Source organism: Flavobacterium sp. ASV13, assembly GCF_000745775.1.
In the GTDB taxonomy this organism is placed as follows: Bacteria; Bacteroidota; Bacteroidia; order Flavobacteriales; family Flavobacteriaceae; genus Flavobacterium.
The window spans coordinates 204,867-230,209 of the sequence record NZ_JQJY01000004.1 but is presented as its reverse complement, the minus strand read 5'-3'; the positions used below and the strand labels follow the sequence as shown (position 1 = coordinate 230,209).

At 32.2% G+C, this 25,343-nt stretch carries 24 protein-coding genes and 1 pseudogene; 13 read left to right on the top strand and 12 right to left on the bottom strand.

Annotation, left to right across the window (positions count from 1 at the left end; all coding sequences use genetic code 11):
- The first annotated feature begins 97 nt into the window (after nucleotides 1–97).
- From GQ47_RS11680 to GQ47_RS11650, 7 genes are all read left to right on the top strand, one after another.
- Nucleotides 98–1,057, top strand: coding sequence for a YihY/virulence factor BrkB family protein (locus GQ47_RS11680; protein ID WP_035648665.1), 960 nt, complete (start codon nucleotides 98–100; stop codon nucleotides 1,055–1,057).
- Complete coding sequence (locus GQ47_RS11675; protein WP_035648663.1) at nucleotides 1,054–1,578, top strand: NADPH-dependent FMN reductase; 525 nt, start codon at nucleotides 1,054–1,056, stop codon at nucleotides 1,576–1,578. The genes GQ47_RS11680 and GQ47_RS11675 overlap by 4 nt, the downstream gene beginning before the upstream one ends.
- Entirely contained in the window at nucleotides 1,579–2,553 is a 975-nt protein-coding gene (locus GQ47_RS11670) for a transglutaminase domain-containing protein (protein ID WP_035648660.1), read from the top strand.
- A gap of 92 nt (nucleotides 2,554–2,645) precedes the next feature.
- On the top strand, nucleotides 2,646–3,821 hold the full coding sequence (gene pncB, locus GQ47_RS11665; protein ID WP_035648658.1) for a nicotinate phosphoribosyltransferase: 1,176 nt from the start codon (nucleotides 2,646–2,648) through the stop codon (nucleotides 3,819–3,821).
- Between the two features lie 163 nt (nucleotides 3,822–3,984).
- Nucleotides 3,985–5,853: a DNA topoisomerase IV subunit B gene (locus GQ47_RS11660; RefSeq protein ID WP_035649373.1), complete on the top strand. Its 1,869-nt coding sequence runs from the start codon at nucleotides 3,985–3,987 to the stop codon at nucleotides 5,851–5,853.
- A 22-nt stretch (nucleotides 5,854–5,875) separates the two neighbouring features.
- Entirely contained in the window at nucleotides 5,876–6,484 is a 609-nt protein-coding gene (locus GQ47_RS11655) for a hypothetical protein (RefSeq protein ID WP_035648656.1), read from the top strand.
- 25 nt (nucleotides 6,485–6,509) lie between these two features.
- Nucleotides 6,510–9,233 carry a DNA gyrase/topoisomerase IV subunit A gene (locus tag GQ47_RS11650; protein ID WP_035648654.1) on the top strand — a complete coding sequence of 908 codons (2,724 nt, stop codon included), beginning with the start codon at nucleotides 6,510–6,512 and terminating at the stop codon, nucleotides 9,231–9,233.
- 57 nt (nucleotides 9,234–9,290) lie between these two features.
- Here the strand turns inward: GQ47_RS11650 and GQ47_RS11645 are convergent.
- From GQ47_RS11645 to murQ, 10 genes and pseudogenes are all read right to left on the bottom strand, one after another.
- Nucleotides 9,291–9,953 (bottom strand): annotated as a pseudogene (locus tag GQ47_RS11645) (AAA family ATPase); the annotation flags it as partial.
- 126 nt (nucleotides 9,954–10,079) lie between these two features.
- A complete protein-coding gene (locus tag GQ47_RS11640) occupies nucleotides 10,080–10,706 on the bottom strand; it encodes a 3'-5' exonuclease (protein ID WP_035648649.1) in 627 nt (208 codons plus the stop codon).
- A 2-nt stretch (nucleotides 10,707–10,708) separates the two neighbouring features.
- A complete protein-coding gene (locus GQ47_RS11635) occupies nucleotides 10,709–12,631 on the bottom strand; it encodes a DUF294 nucleotidyltransferase-like domain-containing protein (protein WP_035648645.1) in 1,923 nt (640 codons plus the stop codon).
- Nucleotides 12,632–12,809: 178 nt separating this feature from the next.
- Nucleotides 12,810–13,181, bottom strand: coding sequence for a hypothetical protein (locus tag GQ47_RS11630; RefSeq protein ID WP_035648642.1), 372 nt, complete (start codon nucleotides 13,179–13,181; stop codon nucleotides 12,810–12,812).
- A gap of 285 nt (nucleotides 13,182–13,466) precedes the next feature.
- Nucleotides 13,467–14,042: a DUF1572 family protein gene (locus GQ47_RS11625; protein WP_035648640.1), complete on the bottom strand. Its 576-nt coding sequence runs from the start codon at nucleotides 14,040–14,042 to the stop codon at nucleotides 13,467–13,469.
- A gap of 2 nt (nucleotides 14,043–14,044) precedes the next feature.
- Nucleotides 14,045–14,617: a pentapeptide repeat-containing protein gene (locus GQ47_RS11620; RefSeq protein ID WP_035648638.1), complete on the bottom strand. Its 573-nt coding sequence runs from the start codon at nucleotides 14,615–14,617 to the stop codon at nucleotides 14,045–14,047.
- Nucleotides 14,605–14,919 carry a type II toxin-antitoxin system RelE/ParE family toxin gene (locus GQ47_RS11615; protein ID WP_035648637.1) on the bottom strand — a complete coding sequence of 105 codons (315 nt, stop codon included), beginning with the start codon at nucleotides 14,917–14,919 and terminating at the stop codon, nucleotides 14,605–14,607. Before GQ47_RS11615 ends, GQ47_RS11620 begins: the two co-directional genes overlap by 13 nt.
- On the bottom strand, nucleotides 14,904–15,134 hold the full coding sequence (locus GQ47_RS11610; RefSeq protein ID WP_035648636.1) for a hypothetical protein: 231 nt from the start codon (nucleotides 15,132–15,134) through the stop codon (nucleotides 14,904–14,906). Before GQ47_RS11610 ends, GQ47_RS11615 begins: the two co-directional genes overlap by 16 nt.
- A gap of 27 nt (nucleotides 15,135–15,161) precedes the next feature.
- Nucleotides 15,162–15,383, bottom strand: a complete 222-nt coding sequence (locus GQ47_RS11605) for a DUF6095 family protein (protein ID WP_035648635.1) — start codon at nucleotides 15,381–15,383, stop codon at nucleotides 15,162–15,164.
- Between the two features lie 58 nt (nucleotides 15,384–15,441).
- Nucleotides 15,442–16,254: an N-acetylmuramic acid 6-phosphate etherase gene (gene murQ, locus GQ47_RS11600; RefSeq protein WP_035648631.1), complete on the bottom strand. Its 813-nt coding sequence runs from the start codon at nucleotides 16,252–16,254 to the stop codon at nucleotides 15,442–15,444.
- 331 nt (nucleotides 16,255–16,585) lie between these two features.
- Here murQ and GQ47_RS11595 point away from each other — a divergent pair, with 331 nt between their 5' ends.
- The 3 genes from GQ47_RS11595 (at nucleotide 16,586) to GQ47_RS11585 (ending at nucleotide 21,303) form a co-directional block, all read left to right on the top strand.
- A complete protein-coding gene (locus GQ47_RS11595) occupies nucleotides 16,586–17,560 on the top strand; it encodes a helix-turn-helix domain-containing protein (protein WP_238567979.1) in 975 nt (324 codons plus the stop codon).
- A gap of 58 nt (nucleotides 17,561–17,618) precedes the next feature.
- The gene (locus tag GQ47_RS11590; RefSeq protein ID WP_035648626.1) at nucleotides 17,619–18,767 is read left to right on the top strand and encodes a helix-turn-helix domain-containing protein; all 1,149 of its coding nucleotides are present in this window, start codon (nucleotides 17,619–17,621) and stop codon (nucleotides 18,765–18,767) included.
- A gap of 154 nt (nucleotides 18,768–18,921) precedes the next feature.
- Entirely contained in the window at nucleotides 18,922–21,303 is a 2,382-nt protein-coding gene (locus GQ47_RS11585) for an outer membrane beta-barrel family protein (RefSeq protein WP_035649370.1), read from the top strand.
- 77 nt (nucleotides 21,304–21,380) lie between these two features.
- Here the strand turns inward: GQ47_RS11585 and GQ47_RS11580 are convergent, their stop codons facing one another.
- Nucleotides 21,381–22,049 (bottom strand): ZIP family metal transporter, encoded by a 669-nt coding sequence (locus GQ47_RS11580; protein WP_035648623.1) that lies wholly within the window; start codon nucleotides 22,047–22,049, stop codon nucleotides 21,381–21,383.
- A gap of 94 nt (nucleotides 22,050–22,143) precedes the next feature.
- Nucleotides 22,144–22,908 (bottom strand): class I SAM-dependent methyltransferase, encoded by a 765-nt coding sequence (locus GQ47_RS11575; RefSeq protein WP_035648621.1) that lies wholly within the window; start codon nucleotides 22,906–22,908, stop codon nucleotides 22,144–22,146.
- A gap of 135 nt (nucleotides 22,909–23,043) precedes the next feature.
- On the opposite strand from GQ47_RS11575, the gene GQ47_RS11570 reads away from it, so the two are divergent.
- The 3 genes from GQ47_RS11570 (at nucleotide 23,044) to GQ47_RS11560 (ending at nucleotide 25,288) form a co-directional block, all read left to right on the top strand.
- Nucleotides 23,044–24,201 (top strand): THUMP domain-containing class I SAM-dependent RNA methyltransferase, encoded by a 1,158-nt coding sequence (locus GQ47_RS11570; RefSeq protein ID WP_035648619.1) that lies wholly within the window; start codon nucleotides 23,044–23,046, stop codon nucleotides 24,199–24,201.
- A gap of 141 nt (nucleotides 24,202–24,342) precedes the next feature.
- Nucleotides 24,343–24,579, top strand: a complete 237-nt coding sequence (locus GQ47_RS11565; RefSeq protein WP_035648618.1) for a hypothetical protein — start codon at nucleotides 24,343–24,345, stop codon at nucleotides 24,577–24,579.
- A gap of 16 nt (nucleotides 24,580–24,595) precedes the next feature.
- Nucleotides 24,596–25,288 (top strand): aspartate/glutamate racemase family protein, encoded by a 693-nt coding sequence (locus GQ47_RS11560; protein ID WP_035648616.1) that lies wholly within the window; start codon nucleotides 24,596–24,598, stop codon nucleotides 25,286–25,288.
- Nucleotides 25,289–25,343: the final 55 nt, after the last annotated feature.

Below are 25,343 nucleotides of genomic sequence, written 5' to 3'. Positions count from 1 at the left end.
GATAGACATGGAAAAAATATAAAATTAGCCTAAAAATCAAGAATTCAAAATTTTTCAAGTTTGCGTAAATTTGAGAGATTGTCAAAAAAATCAGCTAATGAAAATCAAAAATATATTCTTCAAAACCTGGTTTCTTTTAAAGAATACCTTCTTAGAATTTAACGATGATAATGCTATTAAGCTTAGTGCTGCACTCGCATATTATACCATATTTGCATTACCACCTTTATTAATTATTATCATTACAATTTGCGGTTTCTTTTTTGGAGAAGAAGCGGTGACAGGAGAATTGTACGGACAGATTAATGGTTTGGTTGGTAACGGCGCAGCAAGTCAAATTCAGGAAGCTATTAAGAATGTACAATTGTCTGGCGATAATGTTTTTGCAACCGTATTCGGAATTGTTATGCTTTTAATTGGTGCCTCTGGAGTTTTTGCCGAAATACAAAGTTCTATTAATTTTATTTGGGGACTACGAGCAAAACCGGATAAAGGGATTAAGAAATTTATTCAAAACCGCTTGATGTCATTCTCAATGATTGCGTCGGTTGGTTTTTTAATGTTGGTCAGTCTTTTTATAAGTACAACTTTAGATTTACTGAGTACACGTTTAAAAGTATCTTTTCCGGAAAGTACAGTTTATTTGTTTTATGTAATCAATATCTTTATTGTGTTGGCGAGTATAAGCACTCTTTTTGCTATTATTTTCAGAACATTACCAGACGGGAAAATAAGATGGAAAGATGCTTTTATAGGATCAGGCGTTACCGCTGTACTTTTTATGATTGGTAAATTTGCTATTGGTTTTTATTTAGGAAGCTCAACCGTTGCCTCAGTTTATGGCGCAGCCGGTTCTGTGATAATAATTCTGGTTTGGGTTTATTATTCGGCAATTATTCTGTATTTTGGAGCAGAATTTACTAAAGTCTATGCTAAATCATATGGAGGAAAAATTTATCCTAACGAATATTCAGTAGAAATAGCAAAAGAGATTTATGAAATCGACGGACCAAAAAAAGAACCAATAGAAGAAACATTACAAAAAGAGAAACCATGAAAATAATAGCCTTTGGAGGAAGCAACAGTACACAGTCAATCAATAAACGTCTGGCAACTTATGCAGCAAGTTTATTTGAGAATGCCGATGTTGAAGTTTTAGATTTGAATGATTTTGCAATGCCGGTTTTTAGTGTTGATCTTGAAAAAGAACTAGGACAACACAAAGTCGCGCAAGCATTTTTAAATAAACTTAAAGAAGCTGATATTCTGGTCGTTTCAATGGCAGAAAATAACGGGAATTATTCAGTTGCTTTCAAAAATGTTTTTGATTGGAGTTCCCGAATCGAAAAAGATGTTTTTCAGCACAAACCAATGTTGTTATTAGCGACTTCTCCAGGAGGAAGAGGAGGTGCATCGGTTTTAGGAATTGCCCAAAATCTTTTTCCACGTTATGGCGCAGAAATTAAAGGAAGTTTCTCATTACCAGCATTTGGCTCGAATTTTGATTTACAGGAAAATAAAATATCTAATGTTGAGTTAGATAATGAACTGAAAAACATTATTAAATCAAATTTCTAAATGCCACCAAAAAAGATTGCTTTTATTTTCCTTTTTCTCAATGTTATTTTATTGAATTCCACTTTTGCACAAAAAATTACTGAAGTGGATAAAATTGTTGCAAAGTATCCAAAAAGCTTTGCCAGTACCGAGAAGTTAGCAGATAAAATCGAAGGAGATTTTTCGTCTGATTACGATCGCGCACGAGCAATTTACAGCTGGATAGCTTTCAATATAAAATACGATTTCAATGCTTTTTTGAATCCACCTAGAACACAAGGTTTCAGTTATTCTTCTGAAGCAGAAAAACAAAGAAAAATAAAACAGATTAATGATAATCTGATTCAAAAAACTTTTACTTCAAAAAAAGCCGTTTGCGAAGGATTTACAGCATTGTATCAGCATTTGGCTTCATTAATGGGGATAAAATGTGAAATCATTCGCGGAGATTCTAAAATTTCCGTAAGAGATATTGGTCGAAAAACAACTTCATCAAATCATGCATGGAATATGGTTTTAATTGATAAAAAATGGCGTTTGGTTGATGTTACTTGGGGACAAGGTTATTACGACAGCAGCAAAGGCCGAATGGTAAATGATTTTTCTCCAATTTATTTCGACACAGATCCTGATTATTTCTTTGCAAAACATTTCCCTGATTCAGGAACTTTTTTAGGAAACAGACTAAGTAAAGATGATTTCCTTAACGGACCTTTGATTTATAATAAAACAATTCAAAATGATTATAAAATTAAATTGCCTGATTCTGGAATAATCGAAGCTAGAAATGGTGATAAGATTACTGTTGAAATTAAAAATGTTTCAAAATCCAATCAGGTTTTTTATTTGAATAAATTCAATAGGCCAGTTAAAGTTCAAAATCCAAAAGAAAAAAGAGGCAGTTTAGAATTTCAAATTCTTATTGATAAAAATGTAGGCGAGTACATAACTATTTTTATCGATACCAACAGCATCGTGTCTTTTAAAATTATTTAGGAGCAAAAAGTTGCATATATCTTAGTTGCTGACATTTTCTTCTTTTATTGAATTGGCGTATCTTAGCAATTCAGGATTTGAATTACTATGCTATGGAAACAACTTTTTTGAAATCAATCTTAGATAATGATTTCTATAAATTCACAATGCAGCATGCTGTTATCAAACTTTTTCCAAAAGCAAAAGTTCGTTATGGATTTATAAATCGTGGAAAGCATGTTTTTCCTGATGGCTTCGCAGATTTGCTTAGAAAGTCTGTAGATGCCATGGCAGACCTTCGTTTAACAAAAGAAGAAAAAAATTATCTATCGCATTATTGTCCTTATCTTGATCCAACTTATTTGGATTTTTTGCAAGGTTACAGTTATGATCCATCTGAAGTACAGATTAGTCAGGAAGGTTCAGAAATAAAAGTTACCGTTGAAGGTTTTTGGTACAGAACTATTTTATGGGAAGTACCGTTAATGGCTTTAATTTCGGAACTTTTTTATAAATCAAATCATTTAATTCGATTAAATGATGAAGCGATAAAGAATCTTACTAAAGAGAAAATTGACAATTATAACAAACTAGGAGTTTCGATTTTAGAATTTGGAACCAGACGCCGTCATTCTTATGATGTACATGTTTTAGTTAATGAAACTTTGCAGGAAAATGGCGGTCAGAGTTTTATAGGAACCAGTAATGTGCATTTTGCAATGGTCAATAATAGAAGACCTTTAGGTACGCACGCACACGAATGGTTTATGTTTCATGCGGCGCAATATGGTTTTAAAATGGCAAATTTGATAAGTCTCGAACATTGGACACAAGTTTACGGTGGCGACCTCGGAATTGCACTTACGGATACTTACACAACAGAAGTTTTCTTCAATCAATTTGATAAAAAATATTCCAAACTTTTTGACGGGGTTCGACATGACAGTGGCGACCCGATAGAATTTGCTCAAAAAGTGATTTCGCATTATACTAAAATGGGAATTGATCCAAAATCGAAAGCGATTGTTTTTTCAGATTCTCTTAATTACGATAAAGTAAAAACGATTGTAGATTTCTGTCATGATAAAATCAAAATGTCTTTCGGAATTGGAACAAATTTCACCAATGATGTTGGGCTTCCTGCCATGAATATGGTGATAAAATTAACCGATACAAAACCTGATAATACACATTGGCAAGGTGTTGTAAAACTTTCTGATGAAAAAAATAAAAACACGGGAACGCCCGAAATGATTGCGCTCGCAAAAGAAGTACTCGGAATCAAATAGTATTTTTTTGTTTCATAGCTGTTTTTTTATATTTTTAACGGTCGTATTTTTTTAAAATCAATTTAAATAGATTGAAAAACTGTTATTATTCGTAACAAAAGAAAAAATACGCTTTCATTTTTTGCCGATAAATGGTACATTAGCCAAAAATCCAATTCACCTTATGCTAGAGCAAAATCAATATACCGAAGATAATATCCGATCACTCGACTGGAAAGAACATATCCGTATGCGTCCGGGAATGTACATCGGAAAACTTGGAGACGGTTCTTCTCCAGATGATGGTATTTATATTCTATTAAAAGAGGTTTTAGATAACTGTATCGATGAGTTCGTAATGGGCTCGGGAAAAACTATTGAAGTGACTATCAAGGATAAAACGGTTTCAGTTCGTGATTACGGACGTGGAATTCCTTTAGGAAAAGTTGTCGACGTAGTTTCAAAAATGAATACGGGTGGAAAGTACGATTCTAAAGCTTTTCAAAAATCGGTTGGTTTGAATGGTGTCGGAACAAAAGCAGTAAATGCGCTTTCCAATTATTTCAGAGTAGAATCGGTTCGTGATGATAAACAAAAAGGAGCAGAGTTTTCTGCTGGAAATCTTGTTTTAGAAGAAGATATTGTTGATACGACAAAACGTAAAGGAACAAAAGTAACTTTTACGCCAGATGAAACGATTTTCAAAAACTATAAATTCCGTTTAGAATATGTAATTAAAATGGTTAAAAACTATTGTTATTTGAACAATGGTTTGACTATTATTTTCAACGGAGAAAAATATTATTCAGAAAACGGACTTCGTGATTTATTAGAAGAAACAATCAGTGAAGATGATTTAGAATATCCAATTATTCACTTAAAAGATCATGATATCGAGGTTGCGTTAACGCACAGTAAAACGCAATATAGTGAAGAATATCACTCTTTTGTGAATGGTCAGAATACAACGCAGGGAGGAACACACTTGGCAGCGTATCGTGAAGCCGTTGTAAAAACAATCCGTGAGTTTTACAATAAGAATTTCGAAGCATCAGACGTTCGAAAATCGATTGTAAGTGCGATTAGTATTAAAGTGATGGAACCGGTTTTTGAGTCTCAAACCAAAACAAAATTAGGTTCTACAGACATGGGTTCTGATGACGGAACACCAGCGGTTTCTGTTCGTACTTTCGTAAACGATTTTATCAAAACCAAGTTAGATAATTACCTGCATAAAAATCCAACAACTGCTGAGGCTTTACTGCGTAAAATTCTTCAGGCAGAACGCGAGCGTAAGGAATTATCCGGAATTAGAAAACTGGCGACAGATCGAGCTAAGAAAGCCAATCTTCACAATAAAAAATTAAGAGATTGCAGAGCGCATCTTCCTGATACCAAAAACCCAAGAAACTTAGAAAGTACGCTTTTTATTACCGAGGGAGATTCGGCTTCCGGATCGATTACAAAGTCGCGAGACGTAAATACACAAGCGGTTTTCAGTTTGCGTGGTAAGCCTTTGAATTCATATGGAATGACGAAGAAAATCGTGTATGAAAACGAAGAATTCAATTTATTGCAGGCTGCGCTTGATATCGAAGATGGTTTAGAAAAACTGCGTTACAACAACATCGTAATCGCAACCGATGCCGATGTCGATGGAATGCACATTCGTTTACTTTTAATTACTTTCTTTTTGCAGTTTTTCCCTGAATTAATTAAAGAAGGACATTTGTACATTTTACAAACGCCACTTTTCAGGGTTAGAAACAAAAAAGAAACGATTTACTGTTATTCTGAAGATGAAAGAAAAGATGCGATTGAAAAACTAAAACCAAAACCAGAAATCACCCGATTTAAAGGTTTAGGAGAGATTTCGCCAGACGAGTTTAAAAACTTTATTGGAGATACGATCCGTCTTGATCCGGTTATGATGGATAAACATACTTCAATCGAACAATTATTATCTTTCTATATGGGGAAAAATACGCCAGATAGACAAGAGTTTATTATCAAGAATTTGAAGGTGGAGATTGATGAGCTTGAGGAAGCTTAAGATTTTTCAAAACTTTAATTTGATGAAGAAACTTTTAGTCCTAATAATTATTTCAAGCATAGTTTCATGTAATAGAAGTAAAGGTTTTGAAGATGAAACTAATGGCAAAAAAGAATTAGATTATTCGGATGCTTTTGAATTTAAATTAGAAGCAATTAAAAGAGTTGAAATATTTTCTTATCCAGATCGATTAGCTTGGGACACATTAAGGCATAAAGGAATTATTAGAAATAATAAGATTGATTTTGATGCTTCAATGATTAATGAAAAAGTTACATTATTGAAGGAGAATCAAATAAGAGAATTATTTAATTTGATTAAAATTCATTGTAAGGTTGAAGGTGATGTTGCTCCTTATTCAAGCTGTTATATGCCAAGAAATTTAATTCTTTTTTACAATGATAAAAATAAAATTATAGGACATATTGAGCTTTGTTTTGAATGTGGAACTTCTGAATCGTCTAATAATCTTAAGGAAAATTGGGATTATTGTAAAGATGATGTAAAAGACTTTTTCAAAAAAGCAGGAATCAAATATTTTGTTGATTCAGAAGAAAAGGAAGAAAAAGAAAGATTGTTTTTGGATAGTTTGAAAACAACAAAAATAGTTAACAATAAAGTTTTAAAATAAAATACTGAAATAATTCAGCATAAAAATGAAAGACGAAGAAGACGATAACATAATTCCAAACGACGACGAGAATAATCAAGATGAAAACCTGATGGATGACAATCAGGATGGAGATGACGATGAGATTATCGACGTAGATGCTAAACATTTTGAAGGACAGCATTTTTACGAAAATCAGGAAGAAGAAGGAGAGGACGTTATTACCAAAGTAACGGGCATGTACAAAGACTGGTTTCTGGATTATGCATCTTACGTAATTCTGGAGCGTGCAGTTCCTGCTATCGAGGACGGATTTAAACCTGTTCAGCGTCGTATTATGCACTCTTTAAAAGAGTTGGATGATGGTCGTTATAACAAAGTTGCCAATGTTGTTGGTCACACCATGCAGTATCACCCACACGGAGATGCGAGTATTGGTGATGCAATGGTGCAAATTGGTCAAAAAGATTTATTGATTGACTGTCAAGGAAACTGGGGAAATATTTTAACAGGTGATGGAGCAGCAGCTTCGCGTTATATTGAGGCACGTTTATCTAAGTTTGCTTTGGAGGTTCTATATTCTCCAAAAATTACAGATTGGGGTGTTTCGTATGACGGACGTCGTGCAGAACCAAACAATCTTCCTGTAAAATTTCCATTGCTTTTAGCACAAGGAGCAGAAGGTATTGCGGTTGGACTTTCTACAAAAGTATTGCCTCATAACTTTAATGAATTAATTGATGCTTCGATTAAAATTTTAAAAGGAAAAGCTTTTACATTATATCCTGATTTCATGACACAAGGTATTGCCGATGTGTCAAATTATAATGATGGACTTCGTGGTGGACGTGTGCGTGTGCGTGCTAAAATTTCGCAATTAGACAAAAATACATTGGTGATTACGCAGATTCCGTTTTCGACCAATACTTCGAGTTTAATTGATAGTATTTTGAAAGCAAATGATAAAGGTAAAATCAAAATCAAGAAAATTGAAGACAATACCGCTGCCGATGTTGAGATTTTAATTCATCTTTTCCCTGGCGTTTCACCAGATAAAACAATTGATGCATTATTTGCTTTTACAGCCTGCGAAACATCTGTAGCACCTTTAGGATGTGTTATTGAAGATAATAAACCTTTGTTTATTGGAGTTTCTGAAATGTTGAAAATCTCAACACACAGAACGGTTGATTTGCTTCGCCAGGAATTAGAAATTCAATTAGAAGAATTAAAAAATAAGTGGCATTTCTCTACTTTAGAAAAAATCTTCATTCGTGAAGAAATGTATATTGATTTCAAATTATACGGAGACAGAGAATCACTTTATAAATATTTATACGATCGTTTTGAGCCTTTCAAGAAATCATTCGTCAGAGATATAACTGATGATGATTTACAACGTTTGACTCAAATCCCGATGATTCGTATTACCCGTTTCGATTCTGATAAAGCCGATGAATTGATTTCAAGGTTAGAAGAGGAAATGAAAGAAGTAGAGCATAATCTGGAACATTTAACAGATTTTGCAATCGCTTATTTTACGAAATTAAAAGAGAAATATGGAAAAGGCCGCGAACGTCAGACTGAACTTCGTGTTTTTGATAATGTTGAGGCTACAAAAGTAGTTTTACGTAATACAAAATTATATGTAAACCGTGAAGAAGGTTTCGTAGGAACAAGTTTAAAGAAAGACGAATATGTAGGTGATTGTTCTGATATTGATGATGTTATCGTGTTTTTACGAGACGGAACATTGATGATAACAAAAGTCGATGCCAAAACTTTTATTGGAAAAGACATTATTCACGCCGCAGTTTTTGATAAAAATGACAAACGTACTATTTATAACATGATGTACCGTGATGGTAAATCTGGGCCGTCTTATATAAAACGTTTTAATGTTACAGGTGTGACACGTGATAAAGCTTACGATTTAACAAATGGTACAAATGGTTCTCAGGTGGTTTATTTTTCACATAATCCAAATGGAGAAGCTGAGGTTGTAACTATTTTACTGCGCCAGGTTGGAACGATTAAGAAACTGAAATTCGATATTGATTTTGCTAAATTAGCGATCAAAGGACGTGCTTCAAAAGGGAATTTGGTTACCAAATATCCAATCAAAAAAATCGAATTAAAAGAAAAGGGAATTTCAACTTTATTGCCAAGAAAAGTTTGGTTTGATGATACCGTAAAACGTCTAAATGTTGATGCGAGAGGTGAGTTGTTAGGTGAATTTAAACCAAGCGATAAAATCTTAGTAATTAGCCAAAGTGGAAAACTAAAAGTCATTATTCCAGAATTATCAACTCACTTTGAGGAAGATATGATTGTTTTGGAAAAATGGAAACCGAAGAAACCAATTTCTGCCATTTATTATGATGGTGAAAAAGAGCGTTATTTCCTAAAACGTTTCTTAGTTGAAAATGAAGGAAAAGAAGAAAGCTTTATTACGGATCATCCAAATTCGCAATTAGAAATAGTATCTACAGATTATCGTCCTGTTGCGCAATTGGTTTTTGCCAAAGTAAAAGGTGTTCAAAAAGAAGATCTTCATATTGATGTAGAAGACTTTATAGCCGTAAAAGGTTTTAAAGCTTTAGGGAATCAATTAACATCTGATAAATTAAAACAAGTGAATTTATTAGACCCGCTTCCTTACGAAGAACCAGTCGAAGAAATTCCTGAAAAGCCAGAAGTATTAGAAGATGATGATTCAGTAGAAACTGAATTAGATGATGATGGCCAAATAGGTTTGGTTTTAGAATAAAAAGAAAACGCTAAGATTAATTTCTTAGCGTTTTTTTTGTATAAGTGATTTAGAGAATTAATTTTCAATGATTGAAATGATTTCTTTCTTAATCCATTTAACTTCATTGTTTTCAATACTAACAGAAATGATATCTCCGTCTTTTACTTCTCCAGAAATTATTTTTTTAGCTAAAGGTCTTCTCAAATGCGTTCTAATAATACTTTTAATGGGTCTTGCTCCATATTTGGCATTGTAACCATTTTCGGCAAGATAAAGTTTCACTTTCATTGGAATTTCAACTTGGATATTAATGTTTTTCAATAAATCAGTGAACTCTTTTTTAAGATGGATCTCGAAGATCTTCAATGCATTCTCTTTACTGATAGGGGCAAAAGGCACTATTTCAGTCAAACGTCCCAAAAATTCAGGTCGGAAATAATTTCCCATAATCTCCATTAAAGAATTTGAAGTCGGAATTTTGCCTTTATTGAAAGTATTAACAATATGATCTGCACCAATATTCGAGGTAAAAAGTATGATTGCGTTTGAGAAATCGCCTTCTTTTCCTAAGCGGTCGTGTAGTTTTCCTTCATCCATGATTTGAAGAAATATATCAAAAACAGAAGGGTGAGCTTTTTCTATTTCATCGAATAAAACAATCGAGTAAGGTTTTTCGCGAATTTTATTAATTAATAGGCCACCAGCGTCACTTTGAACATATCCCGGAGGTGAACCAAAGAATGGGAATATTTGTGTGATAGCTTCATGAGAAATTTGAAAAATAGATCGTCAAACGTATTTCCGTATAGATTATTTATAGACAATTAAAATTGAGGGAAACCTGACTTTTTAAAGTCAGGTTTCCTATTTAAAAAGGGAATTCAAATTGATCTCTTTTTTCTCTTTCAGCTTTTTTACAATTTTCAGAAAAGCTATTGCTGTAATATATGCATCGCCCAATGCCGTGTGACGATCTTTTTTAGAAATATCAAATTTATCTGCAAGATCATCTAAAGTATAATGGTCTTTTCTTTCGAATAAATGAGACTTGATTAATGTCTTTTTGTATAAAATTGCGGTATCTAATCTTTTGTTTGTTAGTTCTGGTAAACCATTTCTTTCTAGCGCTTTATTAATCATTGTAACATCAAAAATAGTGTGATGCGCTATAATAACGGAATCGCCTAAAAAAGATAAAAACTGCTGTAAAGCTTCTAATTCAGTTGGGCGCTGAATAACAAATGCTTTTAAAATTCCATGAATTTGAGCCGTCGATTTATCATAATGGTCTTGTTCGATATAAATTTCAAAACTATCTTGAACAGAAATGATTCCGTTTTGTAAAACTAGAGCTCCAATGCATAAAATTCGGTCATTTTCATAGTCAAAACCAGTCGTTTCAGTATCTAAAACTATAAATCTTGTTTCTTCAATCGTAATATTTTCATCAAATATATTTTCTTCTTTTTTCCAAAAATTAAATAAACTCATAATTATACCAGATTTGAGATATTAAAACGAACCGAAATAAGCTCTTGAAGTTCTTTAATAGTTTTGAAAGTACGTTTCAGCTTAATTTTTTCCATTTTAGTTAAAGACTCCAATTCGATAAATTGTCCAGAATCATGATGTAGAAGTCCTTGTTTCGTTCTAAATTTTAATAACGCTTTAAATGAATAAGAACATGATAAATACAATTCTCGGTTATTAGGTTCAAGTTCAGCCAGTTTTTCAAAACGTTCCGCTGTATTACTGATCGATTTTACTGAATGTGATAAAATCAAAACTCTTGCAGCATCTGTCAAAGGCATTAAAGCTCTTCTCTTAATATCAAAATTATCTTTATTGGCACCATCTTGTTCAACCAAAAATTGTCTGAAGAATCCTGTAGGAGAAGGACTTTGTAAGGCTCCACTCACCAAATGCATATAAAAAATCGGATTGGCTTTTACATTTTCAAAAATGGAATCTGATAACTGATTTACAATTTCAGAATCACCATAAGTTTTACTATAATCAAAGAAAATGAATGAAAGTAAAACTTCATTTTTGCCCGGATTAGTTATCCAGTGATGTACTTGGTTTTTCCATTCATCAAGACTCATGCACCATTTTGGACTTGAAGCCATCATATCGGCCGGACAATAATCATAACCGATATCAAAAAGCCCTTTGTTAACGAGAGAAGCAAATTTCAAAAAATAAATTTTTGTTTCATCTTTAAAAACTTCTGAAACATTTTCATAAACAATAGCATTATCCTGATCGGTATGAAGCATTTGTTCTCCACGACCTTGACTTCCCAACGCAAGCCAGGCAAATTTTACCGGCGGCGGACTGCTCATTTTTTCTAAGCAAATTTCAATTACACGAGTGGTACAGGCTTCATTCAATTCAGTTATGATTTTAGAAATCAAAGTCATCGGAATATTTTGGTCCAGATATCCCTGAAGCAGTTGCATGATTCGGTTTCTAATTGGTTTTATTTCCTTCGTTTTTTTAGCTCTTTTTAATGCTTTTATTAAAACGGCTGGATTATTTCCTAACGCTACCATTACATCATGTTTGGATAAAATCCCAACAGCTTTTGTGTTAACCGTACCATCTTTAGTCAGACATAAATGACTGATATTACTTTTCATCATCGCCATTTGAGCCTCTGTAACCGTCATTTTTTTTGGATATGTAATAACGGGTTTTGTCATTATGGTTTCGGCGGTTGTCATAATAGAATATTCGCCAGTAACTATTTTGTTTCGAAGATCTTTATCAGTTAAAATACCAATTGGAAGCATTTCATCAACAATTAAAATGGCTCCGACTTTCTTTTTATTCATAATCTTAGCAACTTCCTTAACCGTTGTTGACGGACTGCAGGTAACAATTTTTTTTGAATACTTTATTGGAGTTAAATCAAATGAATCGTTATTAGAATGTCTGTTTTCATTCAATAAATCATCATCGCCATACAATTTATCTTTGTGAATATCGGAATACGGATTTCTCGTATTCGAAGCATAACTTTCGATTAAGAAATTTCCAACATTTCTGTTTTCAAGTGCATAAGGCTTAAAAACCGCAATCGGAATGGCATATAAAATGGTTTCTTCATGCGCTACAGCTTCCATGATATAATTTTCCTGCGCCAAAAGCGGACGAAGTCCAAAAATATCGCCTTCATCACACATGTCCAGAACAGTATTTTTAGTGCTTTTTTTCAAAGCAATAGCTCCTTTGTGAACCACGTAAAATGAATCGTGAGTTTTATCATTTTCCGCAAAAATCACCGCATCTTTCTCTTTATAAATAATAGAAATCTGTTCCGATAATTTTTCTAAATCCATTTGATGAAGGAAATTAAACGGCGGATAATTCTTTAAAAAGTCGGCAACTCTTTGCGAAATGGTATTTTTCATTGTACTAGATTTAGGTTCTAATGTACTATTTAAAATAGAAATGTAAAAGAAACATTTTTTATTTTTTGAGGAACAAAGAAACAAAGTGACAAAGGGTCAAAGGTTTTTAGTTCCTTCGATCACTAAGTGACAAAAAAAAAGCTCCTTGAAGGAGCTTTTGTATATTTTAAATATAGTTTTAATCCACTTTAAAAACTTTTCCGCGCTGTTTTTCTTCAGAACCAACCAATCCAAACTCAAAAGTATACGAATCTTTCGAAGTCGTTAAAATTTTCATGCTGATTGCTTTTTCTTCAGCCATATTTTTTGGGTGTTTTTTTTGTAGAATATATTCGCAGTCGCTAACCCAGCGTACGGTTGCTGTATCTGTTTTTCCTTCAAAAGTTTCGATTTCAATGCTGTCTTTTCGTTCAAAAAAAGTTGTTTTTTTTACGCCATTTACTTCAGTCTCAAACTTGAATTTTCCGTTTTTAAAATCTTTGCAATTATGTTCAGCATTATAACAAGATGCTAATGCAATTAACGGAAGAAGAAATAGTATTTTTTTCATTTTAAATAAGTTGTTTTTTTAGGAGCTTATTCCTGCTTTCCATTACAATCTTTTTGTTTTTAAAGAAAAAACAAAAAGGATTTCCATTTCAATCAGGGCTAGGGCTTTAGTTTTCAAGAGTTCTTTTTTAATTAAAGAATAAAAAGAAAATTACAAGAGTTATAAAAGTTAGAAAAAGTAAATTCCTTTTTTTGTTTTTAGAACTCTGCTCTTCGGTTAAATTTGTTTTGCAGAATTTAATTAAGATCCACCAACATGTACCACCAAAATTTGCATAATATTCTATCATTTCAATCTTTTTAATTCATCATCTGTAAAGTTCTTGATTTCTTTTTCTTTGGCAAACTTTTCAGCATTATAATTTCCCGATTTATTCTTCGGAATCGATAAACTTTCCCAAGAACTATTTTTTAGTTGTTTAGCATAAAAAACAATTTGACCAACATGATAAGGATAATGTGCTAATTGACGATTTATGGCTTCGATAACCGTGTGACCTTCATTTCTGATATAAATAATATCCGAAAGTTGTTCTGGTTTTAAACTTTTCAAAGCATTCTCTAAGCAATCCCAACCTTTTTTCCAGATTTCTAAAACTTCTTTTTTCGATTGCAAATCATTTTCAAATTCTGCATCGCGGTTTCGCCATTCTTTTTCGCCATCAGAGGTCAGAAAATCAGTCCAACGCGAAAGCATATTTCCTGAAATATGCTTTATAATTGTAGCAATGCTATTTGTATCTTCGTTTAAAGTAATAAAAAGCTGTTGAGGTTCTAATTGATCGATCGCTTTTTCACCCAGCATTTTATAGTATAAAAACTGTTTTTTTGCACTTTCTAAATAGAAGGAATCGGCACTCATAATTATACAATTTTAATGTCATATTTATCTAAAAGTCCTTCAATTCCCTGAGTCGAAAATTGTGCTTTTTTCATCGGGTTGAATTCGGGATCGATTTTGTAATTGTAAGCCGTTTTAAAATTTACTCCGGCTAATTGTGTTTCGTTAAAAATCGCACCGTCAAGATCACAATTGTCAAAAAGTGAGCTTGTTAAATTAGTTCCAATGAAAGTTACTTCGCGAACTGAAGAATTGATAAACTTGGTTTTAGGCATTTTTTTGTTCGAAAACAAAGCATAATCCAAAACGCATTCTTCAAAGTGAACCTGAAATAAAAAATCGTCACATTCATTAAAAGCAATTCCAAGAAGTTTACAGTTTCTAAAAGTGACGTTTTTTAAACTCGTTCCTGCTAAACCTGTCATTGATAAATTGCAGTCAATGAATTCGCAGTCAAGAAAAGTGTTAGAATTAAAATTACTATTCGAAAAATCGCAGTTTTTAAAAACACAATCTTCAAATTCACGATTGTTGATTTTTTTGTTGATGTAAACAACCTTTTCGAATGTTTTTTGAATATGGATTATATCTTCCATGAATGTTTTTTTGGTTTTCGTGCACTATGTCGCACTCGAAGTATATGAATAAAATCTTCTGTTATTTGATACGAAATTGTATAATCATAAACTGAATAAACTCTAAAACTGCCATCATTGTTGGTTTTTTGTTTGTCAGTTTTATAGACTTCGGGTTGTGTTTTCAATATAGCTGTGCTTTCAAAAATAGTATTAACTACTTTATCAGCAATTGTAATTGATTTACTTTCAAAGAAAATATAAAAATGAATGTCTTCTAATTGACTCAAAGCATCGCTTGACCAAATTATTTTCTTCCCCATTTTTTTGCAATTTCTTTGGCTTCATCTTCAGTATAAAAATTACCTTTTTTAATATTTTCTAAGGCATTTTCAATATCTAAATTGTAAGCAGCATCTGAATCAATTGCGGTATTATTAATCGACTGTAAAAGATGTTTTAGTTTTTCTACAAAAGAAGGATCTTTTACTTTATCAATTTCTTGATGAATCCAGTTTATTTCAGCTTGTATATCCATAATGAAGAATTTTAGTAAAGATACAAATTAGTCATTAAATAAACCTTTCATGATGGTTTTCAATCCGTAAAAAATCAAAAACATCGAACTTAAACAAGCTACAATTCCAATTCCCAACACTAAATAATGCCAATTTGTATGCTGATTCTGAAAAGCATTATAAATCAGTGTTGGGCCAATAAACATTAAAGGCAATGCGCCTGTTAAATATTTAATTCCTTTTCCTAGTAATTGTTTATTTGTTGCCATCTTTTTTGTTTCAAGTTTAAGGTTTCAAGTTTTTAAATTATCTGAAACAAAACTTTTTTTATTTATTATAATTGTCAACAGCATTTCTCACGCTGCCATATTTTTTTAATAATTCTGAAGCTTCGTCATACGAAACAGGAATTTCTTCCATAATCATTTTTACGCCGCGATCAACCAGTTTTACATTGCTCAATTGCATGTCGACCATTTTATTTCCTCTAACTTTTCCAAGTTGAATCATTGCTGCTGTCGAAATCATGTTTAAAACTAGTTTCTGAGCAGTTCCGGCTTTCATTCTGGAGCTTCCTGTAATAAATTCTGGGCCCACTACTACTTCAATAGGGAATTGAGCGGTCAATGCCAGCGGACTTCCTGCATTACACGTAATGCAACCTGTCACAATATTATTTTGATTGCACATTTCTAAACCACTGATGACATATGGAGTTGTTCCAGATGCTGCAATACCAATTACAACGTCATTAGAGTCAATTTTATATTTTTGAAGATCAATCCATGCATTTGTTGTACTATCTTCAGCATTTTCTACTGCACGTCTTATGGCTGTATCACCTCCAGCAATAATTCCGTTTACTAAATCAAAAGGAACACCAAATGTTGGTGGACATTCTGAAGCATCAACAACGCCAAGTCGGCCTGAAGTTCCTGCTCCAATATAAAACAATCTGCCGCCTAATTTTAATTTAGCAACTATTTGCGGAATCAAAGCTTCTATTTGGGGAAGCGCTTTTTCAACTGCATAGGGCACAGTTTTGTCTTCTTGATTAATATTGGATAACAATTCATGAACAGACATTTTTTCTAAATGTTCATACTTTGATGCTTGTTCAGTAGTTTTTGTAAATGTCATTTTATCGTTATTTAGACTCGTCAAAATTAATCTTTTTTCTCTCAATCGCGAAATTTGCAACACAAACTCACAAAGATTTGAAGTTTTGTTTATGATGTTGTGAAACCTTTCGTACTTCTTTATTAAAAGAACTAAAATATTATATTTGTTTAAATTTTTAGCTAAATAAATGGACAAATTGGATTTATTACAGGGAATTGCTCGAATATCAGTTTTTGTGTCTCTATTACTTGCCTTTTTCTTGTTAACTGTTAAAACCGAAAATAAGCTGGCAAATCGCATTTTTGCTTTCTTTTTTATTTTCTCAGCAATCGATCTCAGTGGTTTTTTTATGTATTTATATACAGAAGATTACAGGAACCTGGAGATTTTTAGAGCGACAGTTTGTTTGTTAGGAATGCCCTTGTTTTATCTTTATGTACAGGCTGTTTGTTATTCTGATTTTAGGTTAAAGTGGAAACATTTAGTGCATGCGCTTCCTTTTATAATTGTCAATCTTATTTTTATTCCGAGAATTTACATGCGTATTAGCGATGGAAGTTTTATCGGCGTTCTCAATGATATGTCGGAGATTTATTTTATTCAGATTGTAATCGAATTTCAGTACGCATTTTACATTATCAGTGTGTTTTTAATTTTGAAAAAATACAAAGAAATTTATTTGGAAAATTACACGAATACGGGTGTTTCGACTTATAAATGGCTTTTTCAGATGACTTGTGTTTTTCTTGCAACGCATTCTGTTGTGGCATTAAAAAATATAATTCGCTATAGTGGTTTTAGGGAAATATTTCTTTGGTCCAATGTACTTGTCGGAAGTATTGCTTTACTTATAACGTGTTGGTTTATTATGAAAGCGCTTAATCATCCGGAACTTTTTAGAGGAATTAATTCTAAATTGAAGCTGACAAAAGATATTCTCCCGGAAGTCGAAGAAAAATTAGAATTAGTAAACGTGCAAAATGATTTGATTAACAATCAGATTACAACTTTAAAACAATATATGGTCGAAAAAGAACCTTTTTTAGACCCGTCACTTACCATACAGGAATTAGGAAATCAAATCAATATGCCAGTTCGTGATTTATCGATTTTGATTAATCACCATATGAAGCAGCATTTTTTTGATTTTGTAAATGAATATCGCATTCAAAAAGCCATGCATATTTTAAAAGATGAATCTAAAAGTCAGCTTACGGTTTTGGAAATTTTATACGAAGTGGGTTTTAATTCTAAATCCTCGTTTAATTCTTCTTTTAAAAAATACACCAATTTAACGCCAACAGCCTATCGAAATGCTTCGTAATAAATGAAACGTGCTAAAAAACTAAAATAGTATATTTGTTTAATAACCGAAAAAAATAATGAATATAGCCAGTCTTTTAAGTGTTTTGAGCGGAATGTCAGTTTTTGTTTCCTTTTTGCTGGCATTTTTTCTATTCACAGTAAAAACCGAAAATAAATTAGCAAATCGTCTGTTTGCGTGCTATTTGATATTTTTTGCAATTGATAATATCGGAATTTTTATTAATGAAGATTTTATCAGACGTCATTTTAATTTTGAATTTTTCAGATGGAGCACATGTGCTTTGATTATTCCTACTTTCTACCTGTATATTTTATCTGTTTGTTTTACCGATTTTCGATTGAAGCCTAAACATTTGCTTCATGCTATTCCATTTTTAATTACAAATGCAGTTTATCTGCTCAGATTATACTTTTTAAATGATGCAGAAAAAATACAATTCTATGAGCACCGCAGTCAACTGCCTGAATTGTACGGTTTCCAGCTCATGTTGGGTGTTCAAATTGTAGTTTATAGTATAGCTGTGTTTTCGATTTTAAAAAAATATAAAGCACTTTATCAGGAAAATTATGCCAATCCTAAAACTTCTATTTTTAAATGGTTATTTCAAATAGCAACTGTACTTTTTGTTTTGTATTATTTGTCAATAGCCAAGAATGCTTTACGATTTATTGATCTTGAAGTATTGTGGATTTGGGCCAATGTAATAATGCAGGTTTTCGTTTTAACAATAACCTGTTGGTTTGTTTTAAAAGCGCTGAATCATCCTGAACTTTTTAGAGGAATTGATTCAAAATTGCAATTAGCAAGAGATATTATTCACACGCATAATGAAAACAGTGCCGAAGAAAAAGAGGGGAAAAACGATGTGATTACGGCTCAAATTGCTTCATTGAAACAGTATATGACAGAGAAAGAACCTTTTCTGGACCCGTCGCTTACGATTCAGGAGCTTTCTAACCAGATCGATATTCCAGTTCGCGATTTGTCAATTTTGATTAATCATCATATCGATCAGCATTTTTTTGATTTTGTGAATGAATATCGGATTCAAAAAGCCATGAGTATTTTAAAAAATCCATTAAAAAGTGATTTGACCGTTTTAGAAATTTTATACGAAGTAGGTTTTAATTCAAAATCATCTTTTAATACTTATTTTAAAAAGTACACTAATTTGACACCAACAGCGTACCGAAATGCTTCATAATTAAAGCTTTGTAAAAAGTCGTACTTTGTAGTGAATAAAGTCGAACCAATTTCTTTAGGAGAAAATGGTTCGACTTTTTTTGTCGGTCGCACAGGAAGATTTTCTAAGGCAACTTTGCTTCAAATTAATCGAAACAAGTTTAAAATTAGAAATCATGAAAAAAGCAAACCTCCTTATCTTTTTAGTATTGCCATTATTTTGTTTAGCACAATCATTTCAATTAAAAGGAAAAATTTCAAGCGAAAAATCACCATTAGAATGGGCAGACATTTCAATCTCAAATGCAGAAGGAAAAATAATTGATGGGACAACGAGCAAACAAGACGGTAGTTTTGAAATCAATGTTAAGAAAGGAAATTATAAAATTGGAATAAGTCTTTTGGGATTTACGGATTTCGAAAAAGAAATCTCAGTAGAAAAAGATACCGATTTGGGAATTATTATTATGAAAGAAAGTGAAACACAATTGGTAGAAGTTGTTGTTCAATCAAAAAAGAAAACAATCGAACAGAAACCAGATCGTTTGGTTTATAATCTAGAAAATAATGTTACAAATGTTGGTGGCGATGCTTTGAGTGCCATAAATACCGCTCCTGGCGTTGTAGTGCAGAATAATGCGATCAATATATTAGGAAAAGGAACTTCTCGCGTTATGATTGACGGAAGAATGATTGAATTAACAGGTGAAGAACTGAATAATTTCTTGAAATCTATTTCGGCAAGCGATATTAAAAACATTGAAATTATAAGTAATCCATCTTCAAAATATGAAGCCGAAGGAACTGGCGGATTGATTAATGTTGTGATGAAAAAAGGAGCTCGTGATTCTTGGAAAAATACAACCACAGCTTCTTATGATCAAAATAAATATGGAATTTTTGCTTTAAGAAATAATTTCTTTTACAATAAAAATAAGTTTAGGTTTTCGGCTAGTATTAATGGAAAAACGGGTTATAGAAATATTGAGGAAAATCTGGATATGTATTTCGTTGAAGGCCCATCAAAAATGAAGGCAGTAACAAAATTAGATGAAGATAATGTGTCGGGAAAAATAGCCTTAGATTATGATTTTTCGGAGAAAACGACAATCGGGTTTCAAATTTTAAAAGATAAAAGCAATCCTAATTTTAATACCGATATTAGAATTGACAACTACAATGCGGAAAATGAATTAAATAACTATATACTTAATGAAAGTTTCTTAGATAGGGAATCGGGCAATGAAACCTATAATTTGCATTTGATTACTAAACTTGATCCATTAAACCGTAAATTATCTTTTGATGTGGATTACTTTAATTACAATTCAAAATTCGATAGAGAATTTATAGCGAACAATTATTCATCTGATGGAACTTTTGTTGATGTCAATCAATCAGGAAGAAATATTTCGAATCAGGATATTGATAATTTGAGTTTCAAGGCTGATATGGAACATCCTCTTAAATCATTAAATTTATCGTACGGAGCAAAGGTAAGTTTTACAAACAGTAAAAGTGATGCACTTTTTTATAATACCATTACTGGAACTCCAGTATTAGACACAAATCAGTCCAACCAATTTGAATACACAGAAAATAATCAGGCGATTTATATTAGTGGAGATAAAAAAATCAATGAGAAATGGAATTTTCAATTAGGATTGCGATTAGAAAATACCCAGACAAACGGTTTTTCGAAAACTTTAAATCAGGAAACCATAAATAATTATTTTAAATTGTTTCCAACTGTTTTTGCTTCTTATCAGAAAAATGAAAACAATAGTTTTAGTTTAAATTATGGAAAGAGAATCCGAAGACCAAGTTTTTCGTTGCTAAATCCGTTTCGAGTTTACATCAGTAGTAATAGTTATTCAGAAGGAAATCCGTTTTTGAAACCTTCTTTTAGTGACAATTTTGAATTTGCATATTCGTATAAAAAGATATTGAGAACCAGTGTTTTTGCAAATTATATTACAGATGGTTATGGCGTAATATTTACTTCGAATCCAGAAACTTTGACGCAAATTGTAACGAGAGAAAATTATTTTAAAGGTCTTAATTATGGAATTGGAGAAACGTATTCTGCGACTTTTACAGAGTGGTGGGAGAGTGAAAATTCATTGTATTTTTCAGGTTCAGATATTAAATTCATAAAAGATATAAATGCAACACCGGTAAATGGTCTTCAAGTTGATTTTTCGACAAACAATACATTTTCATTGGGAAAATCAAGTAAATTACAAGTTGATTTTAATTACACGGCACCTTATAAAAGCGGTTTGTATGAAACGGGTTATACGTCTAGTTTGAATATTGGTTTTAAACAAGATTTGTTAAACAAAGCAATGCAGGTTTCCTTTTTGATAAATGACATTTTTAATACATCTTATTTAAAAAATGATGTTTCGGTTGTAAATGGCGTAAAACAAGTTTATAGTCAAAACGAAAGCAACAGATTTGCTCGTTTGACGGTTGTTTATAATTTCGGAAATAAAAAAATCAATGTGAAGGAACGCGCTTTCGGAAATCAGGAGGAGAAAAAGAGAGCGAACTAGGTAAATTAGATAATATGTCAATGAGTCAATTAGAAAATTATTTTATTATCTAATTGACTCATTTTCTAATTAATTCATTATAAAAAGAATGCCAATAGAATTCCGAGAACGATCATCGAAACTTTGGCAACATTAAATTTATGTCCTTCGCTGCTTTCAAAGATAATTGTGGATGAAATATGGAATAGAATTCCGATAACAATGGCAGTTATTTCGGTGTAATAATTATTTAGTACTGCTAAATATTCTGATGTGATTGTTCCAAGTGGCGTCATGATTGCGAAAGTAAGCATGAAAGCAAAAATGGCTTTTTTGTTTAAATCGGCATTGATGAAAAAAGTGGTTAGAATCACGGCAATTGGCAAATGATGAATCGCAATTCCGACTGCTAAACCATGATGATGACTCACCGGAAAACCTTCTAAAAAGGCGTGAATACACAAACTGATAAATAATAACCATGGAATTTGTGACATTTTTGCGTGGCCGTGTACGTGGCCATGTTCAGCACCTTTCGAGAAAAATTCCAATACAATCTGGAATAAAATCCCGATCATTATGAAAATTCCAATATTGTGATTATGCGATTCGTAAACTTCAGGAAGCAAATGCATTACGGTTAACGATAGTAAAAATGAACCGCTAAAAGCAAGCAATAACTTTAAATTGGTTTTGTTATTGGGTTTAATAAACAAAGCCATGCTATATCCTAAAAGTACAGAAAATAAAGGTAATAGATAATTCATCTTTTGTTTAATCGTTAATTTGTTTAATTGTTTAATCGGTCTTTTGTCAATTTGCTTAAGCGATTAAACAAATTAACGGTTAAACGATTAAACGCTATTTAAAAATCATGATTAATCGTTCGCTTTCGGTTTTATGGAATTTTTTGAGTTTGTAATCTCCAAAAATATCTAAAAGATAAATTCCTGCTTCATCCATTAAATCCTGAAAATCTTTTAAAGTTAAAGCTTTTACTTTTTCAGTAAAATGAAATTTTCTGCCTTGATCTTCAAAATCAATTTCCTTAAAAATATGCCCATCTTCTACATATCTTTTGATATGAAAATCGATTCCTTCAACTGTTTTTACTTCTTGCGGAACCAAAGTTTCAATAACCTGAGCCACGTTCATAAAATCAATTACGGCAAAACCGTATTCAGATAAACTTTCTTTAATTGCTTTTAAAGTCGTTAAATTGTCGTCATCGCTTTCAAAATAGCCAAAACTGGTAAACAAATTAAAGATCGCATCGAACTTTTCTTCAAAAGGTTCGCGCATGTCATGTACTTTAAAATGCAGGGTTTCGTTGCTATTTTTGCTGGCTTCGGCAATGCTGTTTTCAGACAAATCAGCGCCTAAAACATCAAAACCAAGTTGGTTTAGATAAATAGAATGACGTCCTTTTCCGCAAGCTAAATCTAAAACTTTTGCTTTTTCAGGAAGATTTAGATAATGAGTAAGATTATCCATAAAAATCTGAGCTTCTCTGTAATTTCTGTCTTTATAAAGAATGTGATAATACGGAGTGTCAAACCATGAAGAGAACCAGTTTTCGGTGTTACGCTCCTGATTTGGTGTTGATGAGTTTGGTGCTTCAGACATTTATTCTATTTCAATTAATTCAAAGTACCGCAAATTTAGTGTATTTTTGCCGAAAAATAACTATTTCGCGATGATACCTAAATAAACGTTTGGATACAGCTGTGATTGGGGTTGTTTTTTAATACAAAAATAAAGATGGAAGAAAATTTTAGAATGATAGCCAAATGTTTTTTTGGCTTCGAAGAAATATTGGAGAAGGAATTGCGTGCTCTAGGCGCTCAGGATGTTGAAAAGGGAGTGAGAATGGTAAGCTTTAAAGGCGATAAAGGTTTTATGTATAAAGCCAATTTATCGCTTAGAACGGCGCTTAAAGTTTTAAAACCTATTTATTCTTTCAGAGCCAATAATGAGCAGGCATTATATAAAGGAATTTCGGGTGTAAACTGGTCTAAATTGCTAAATGCGAATCAAACTTTTGTGATTGATGCGACTGTGCATTCGACTTATTTTAATCATTCTGAGTTTGTTTCTCAAAAATGTAAAGATGCTATTGTTGACCAATTTAGAGAAAGAACGGGTCAACGTCCAAGCATCGATAAGCAATATCCAGATTTGAGAATCAATGTTCACATTGATAAAGATCAGGTTTCGGTTGCTTTGGATACTTCTGGAAATTCACTTCATCAGCGTGGTTACAGAACAGCAACTAATATTGCGCCTATAAACGAGGTTTTGGCGGCAGGAATTCTGTTATTATCAGGTTGGGACGGACAAAGCCATTTTCTTGATCCAATGTGTGGTTCAGGAACTTTTCTGGCCGAAGCTGCAATGATTGCCTGCAATATTCCGGCAAATATCAACAGAAAAGAATTTGCTTTCGAGAAATGGAAAGATTGGGACAATGATTTGTTTGATACCATTATCGAAAGTCTGATGAAAAAAACAAGAGAATTTCATTATACCATCAAAGGTTTTGATAAGGCGCCAAGTGCAGTCAGTAAAGCCAAAGATAATATCAGAAATGCCAATTTAGAAGATTATGTAACGGTTTCTGAAGATAATTTTTTTGACACTGAAAAAGAAGTAGAAGGAAAACTTCATATTGTTTTCAACCCGCCGTATGATGAGCGTTTAGATATTCATATGGAGAAATTCTACGCTAATATTGGCGATACTTTAAAGAAAAATTATCCAGGAACAAACGCTTGGTTTATAACCGCAAACCTTGAAGCTTTGAAGTTTGTTGGACTAAAACCTTCAAGAAAAATCAAACTTTTCAACGGAAGTTTAGAAGCACGTTTGGTTAAATACGAAATGTACGAAGGAAGCAAGAGAACGAAATTTCAGCAATAAGATTCTAAGGGACTAAGTTTCTAAGATACTAAGAAATTTAGTTTTTAAGTATAAATGATAATTCAGGTTTTAAGAAAATAAGTTCAAAGAAGAGAAACCTTAGAACCTTAGTGTCTCAGAACCTCAGCAACTTAAAAAAAAATGACAAAACTACAAGTAAGAGCTTTTTTATATCAATTAGGAACATTTGCAATTCTGTTTATTGCAGGGAGATTCATTATTGCGCAATATACTGGTTTAACAGGATTTTGGATTCCAATGACTTCATTTGTTATTGCAACGCTAATCGGACCTAAATTTCAGGCTGTAAAAACAAAAGATGGCGAGAAGCTTTTTATGAAATGGATTTTTATAAAAGGAATTAGAGAAATCGGATAATTTTTAAATTGGCAATATGAGGAAAATTGGTCTTATTGGCGGAATCAGTTGGGTTTCAACAGCAGATTATTATAAACTTATTAACGAAGGAATAAATGAAAAATTAGGAGGACTGAACTTCTCCGAATGTTTGATTTATTCGTTCAATTATGCCGATATTAAAAAAAATAACGAAAACAACGATTGGGAATCTACTTTTAATATGCTCTTTAAAGGATGTGAATCCTTAAAATCGGGCGGGGCAGAAGCAATTGTTTTATGTGCCAATACCATGCATTTTATTGCTGACCGATTAGAGAAAGCAATTGATCTTCCAATTATTCATATTGCTAGCGAAACTGCAGTTGAAATTCAAAAACAAAAAATTAAAAAAGTTGGTTTATTAGGAACGAAGTTTACAATGGAATTGGATTTCTTTAAAGATAAATTGACACAAAAAGGAATAGAAGCTATAATTCCTGAAAAACAAGAGGATAAAGATTTTATTCACTACACTATTTTTGAAGAATTAGGCCGCGGACTTGTAACTGATGAAACAAAAAAACGTTATTTAGAAATTGCAGAAGAATTAATAAAAAAAGGCGCTGAAGGAATCATTTTAGGTTGTACCGAAATTCCATTAGTGATAAAACCTGAAGATCTTTCGGTTCCGGTTTTTGATACTGCTCTAATTCATTCAAAAGCGGCTGTCGATTTTCAGCTTTCATAATTTTCATAATAAAATAAAAAAGCGACGAATTCTAATTGAGAATTCGTCGCTTTTT

What these genes read in the sequence shown, in the direction of transcription:
- GQ47_RS11680 (WP_035648665.1), top strand. Translation starts at nt 98, where the DNA reads ATGAAAATCAAAAATATATTCTTCAAAACCTGGTTTCTTTTAAAGAAT.
- GQ47_RS11675 (WP_035648663.1), top strand. Translation starts at nt 1,054, where the DNA reads ATGAAAATAATAGCCTTTGGAGGAAGCAACAGTACACAGTCAATCAAT.
- GQ47_RS11670 (WP_035648660.1), top strand. Translation starts at nt 1,579, where the DNA reads ATGCCACCAAAAAAGATTGCTTTTATTTTCCTTTTTCTCAATGTTATT.
- pncB (WP_035648658.1), top strand. Translation starts at nt 2,646, where the DNA reads ATGGAAACAACTTTTTTGAAATCAATCTTAGATAATGATTTCTATAAA.
- GQ47_RS11660 (WP_035649373.1), top strand. Translation starts at nt 3,985, where the DNA reads ATGCTAGAGCAAAATCAATATACCGAAGATAATATCCGATCACTCGAC.
- GQ47_RS11655 (WP_035648656.1), top strand. Translation starts at nt 5,876, where the DNA reads ATGAAGAAACTTTTAGTCCTAATAATTATTTCAAGCATAGTTTCATGT.
- GQ47_RS11650 (WP_035648654.1), top strand. Translation starts at nt 6,510, where the DNA reads ATGAAAGACGAAGAAGACGATAACATAATTCCAAACGACGACGAGAAT.
- GQ47_RS11640 (WP_035648649.1), bottom strand. Translation starts at nt 10,706, where the DNA reads ATGAGTTTATTTAATTTTTGGAAAAAAGAAGAAAATATATTTGATGAA.
- GQ47_RS11635 (WP_035648645.1), bottom strand. Translation starts at nt 12,631, where the DNA reads ATGAAAAATACCATTTCGCAAAGAGTTGCCGACTTTTTAAAGAATTAT.
- GQ47_RS11630 (WP_035648642.1), bottom strand. Translation starts at nt 13,181, where the DNA reads ATGAAAAAAATACTATTTCTTCTTCCGTTAATTGCATTAGCATCTTGT.
- GQ47_RS11625 (WP_035648640.1), bottom strand. Translation starts at nt 14,042, where the DNA reads ATGAGTGCCGATTCCTTCTATTTAGAAAGTGCAAAAAAACAGTTTTTA.
- GQ47_RS11620 (WP_035648638.1), bottom strand. Translation starts at nt 14,617, where the DNA reads ATGGAAGATATAATCCATATTCAAAAAACATTCGAAAAGGTTGTTTAC.
- GQ47_RS11615 (WP_035648637.1), bottom strand. Translation starts at nt 14,919, where the DNA reads ATGGGGAAGAAAATAATTTGGTCAAGCGATGCTTTGAGTCAATTAGAA.
- GQ47_RS11610 (WP_035648636.1), bottom strand. Translation starts at nt 15,134, where the DNA reads ATGGATATACAAGCTGAAATAAACTGGATTCATCAAGAAATTGATAAA.
- GQ47_RS11605 (WP_035648635.1), bottom strand. Translation starts at nt 15,383, where the DNA reads ATGGCAACAAATAAACAATTACTAGGAAAAGGAATTAAATATTTAACA.
- murQ (WP_035648631.1), bottom strand. Translation starts at nt 16,254, where the DNA reads ATGACATTTACAAAAACTACTGAACAAGCATCAAAGTATGAACATTTA.
- GQ47_RS11595 (WP_238567979.1), top strand. Translation starts at nt 16,586, where the DNA reads ATGTATTTATATACAGAAGATTACAGGAACCTGGAGATTTTTAGAGCG.
- GQ47_RS11590 (WP_035648626.1), top strand. Translation starts at nt 17,619, where the DNA reads ATGAATATAGCCAGTCTTTTAAGTGTTTTGAGCGGAATGTCAGTTTTT.
- GQ47_RS11585 (WP_035649370.1), top strand. Translation starts at nt 18,922, where the DNA reads ATGAAAAAAGCAAACCTCCTTATCTTTTTAGTATTGCCATTATTTTGT.
- GQ47_RS11580 (WP_035648623.1), bottom strand. Translation starts at nt 22,049, where the DNA reads ATGAATTATCTATTACCTTTATTTTCTGTACTTTTAGGATATAGCATG.
- GQ47_RS11575 (WP_035648621.1), bottom strand. Translation starts at nt 22,908, where the DNA reads ATGTCTGAAGCACCAAACTCATCAACACCAAATCAGGAGCGTAACACC.
- GQ47_RS11570 (WP_035648619.1), top strand. Translation starts at nt 23,044, where the DNA reads ATGGAAGAAAATTTTAGAATGATAGCCAAATGTTTTTTTGGCTTCGAA.
- GQ47_RS11565 (WP_035648618.1), top strand. Translation starts at nt 24,343, where the DNA reads ATGACAAAACTACAAGTAAGAGCTTTTTTATATCAATTAGGAACATTT.
- GQ47_RS11560 (WP_035648616.1), top strand. Translation starts at nt 24,596, where the DNA reads ATGAGGAAAATTGGTCTTATTGGCGGAATCAGTTGGGTTTCAACAGCA.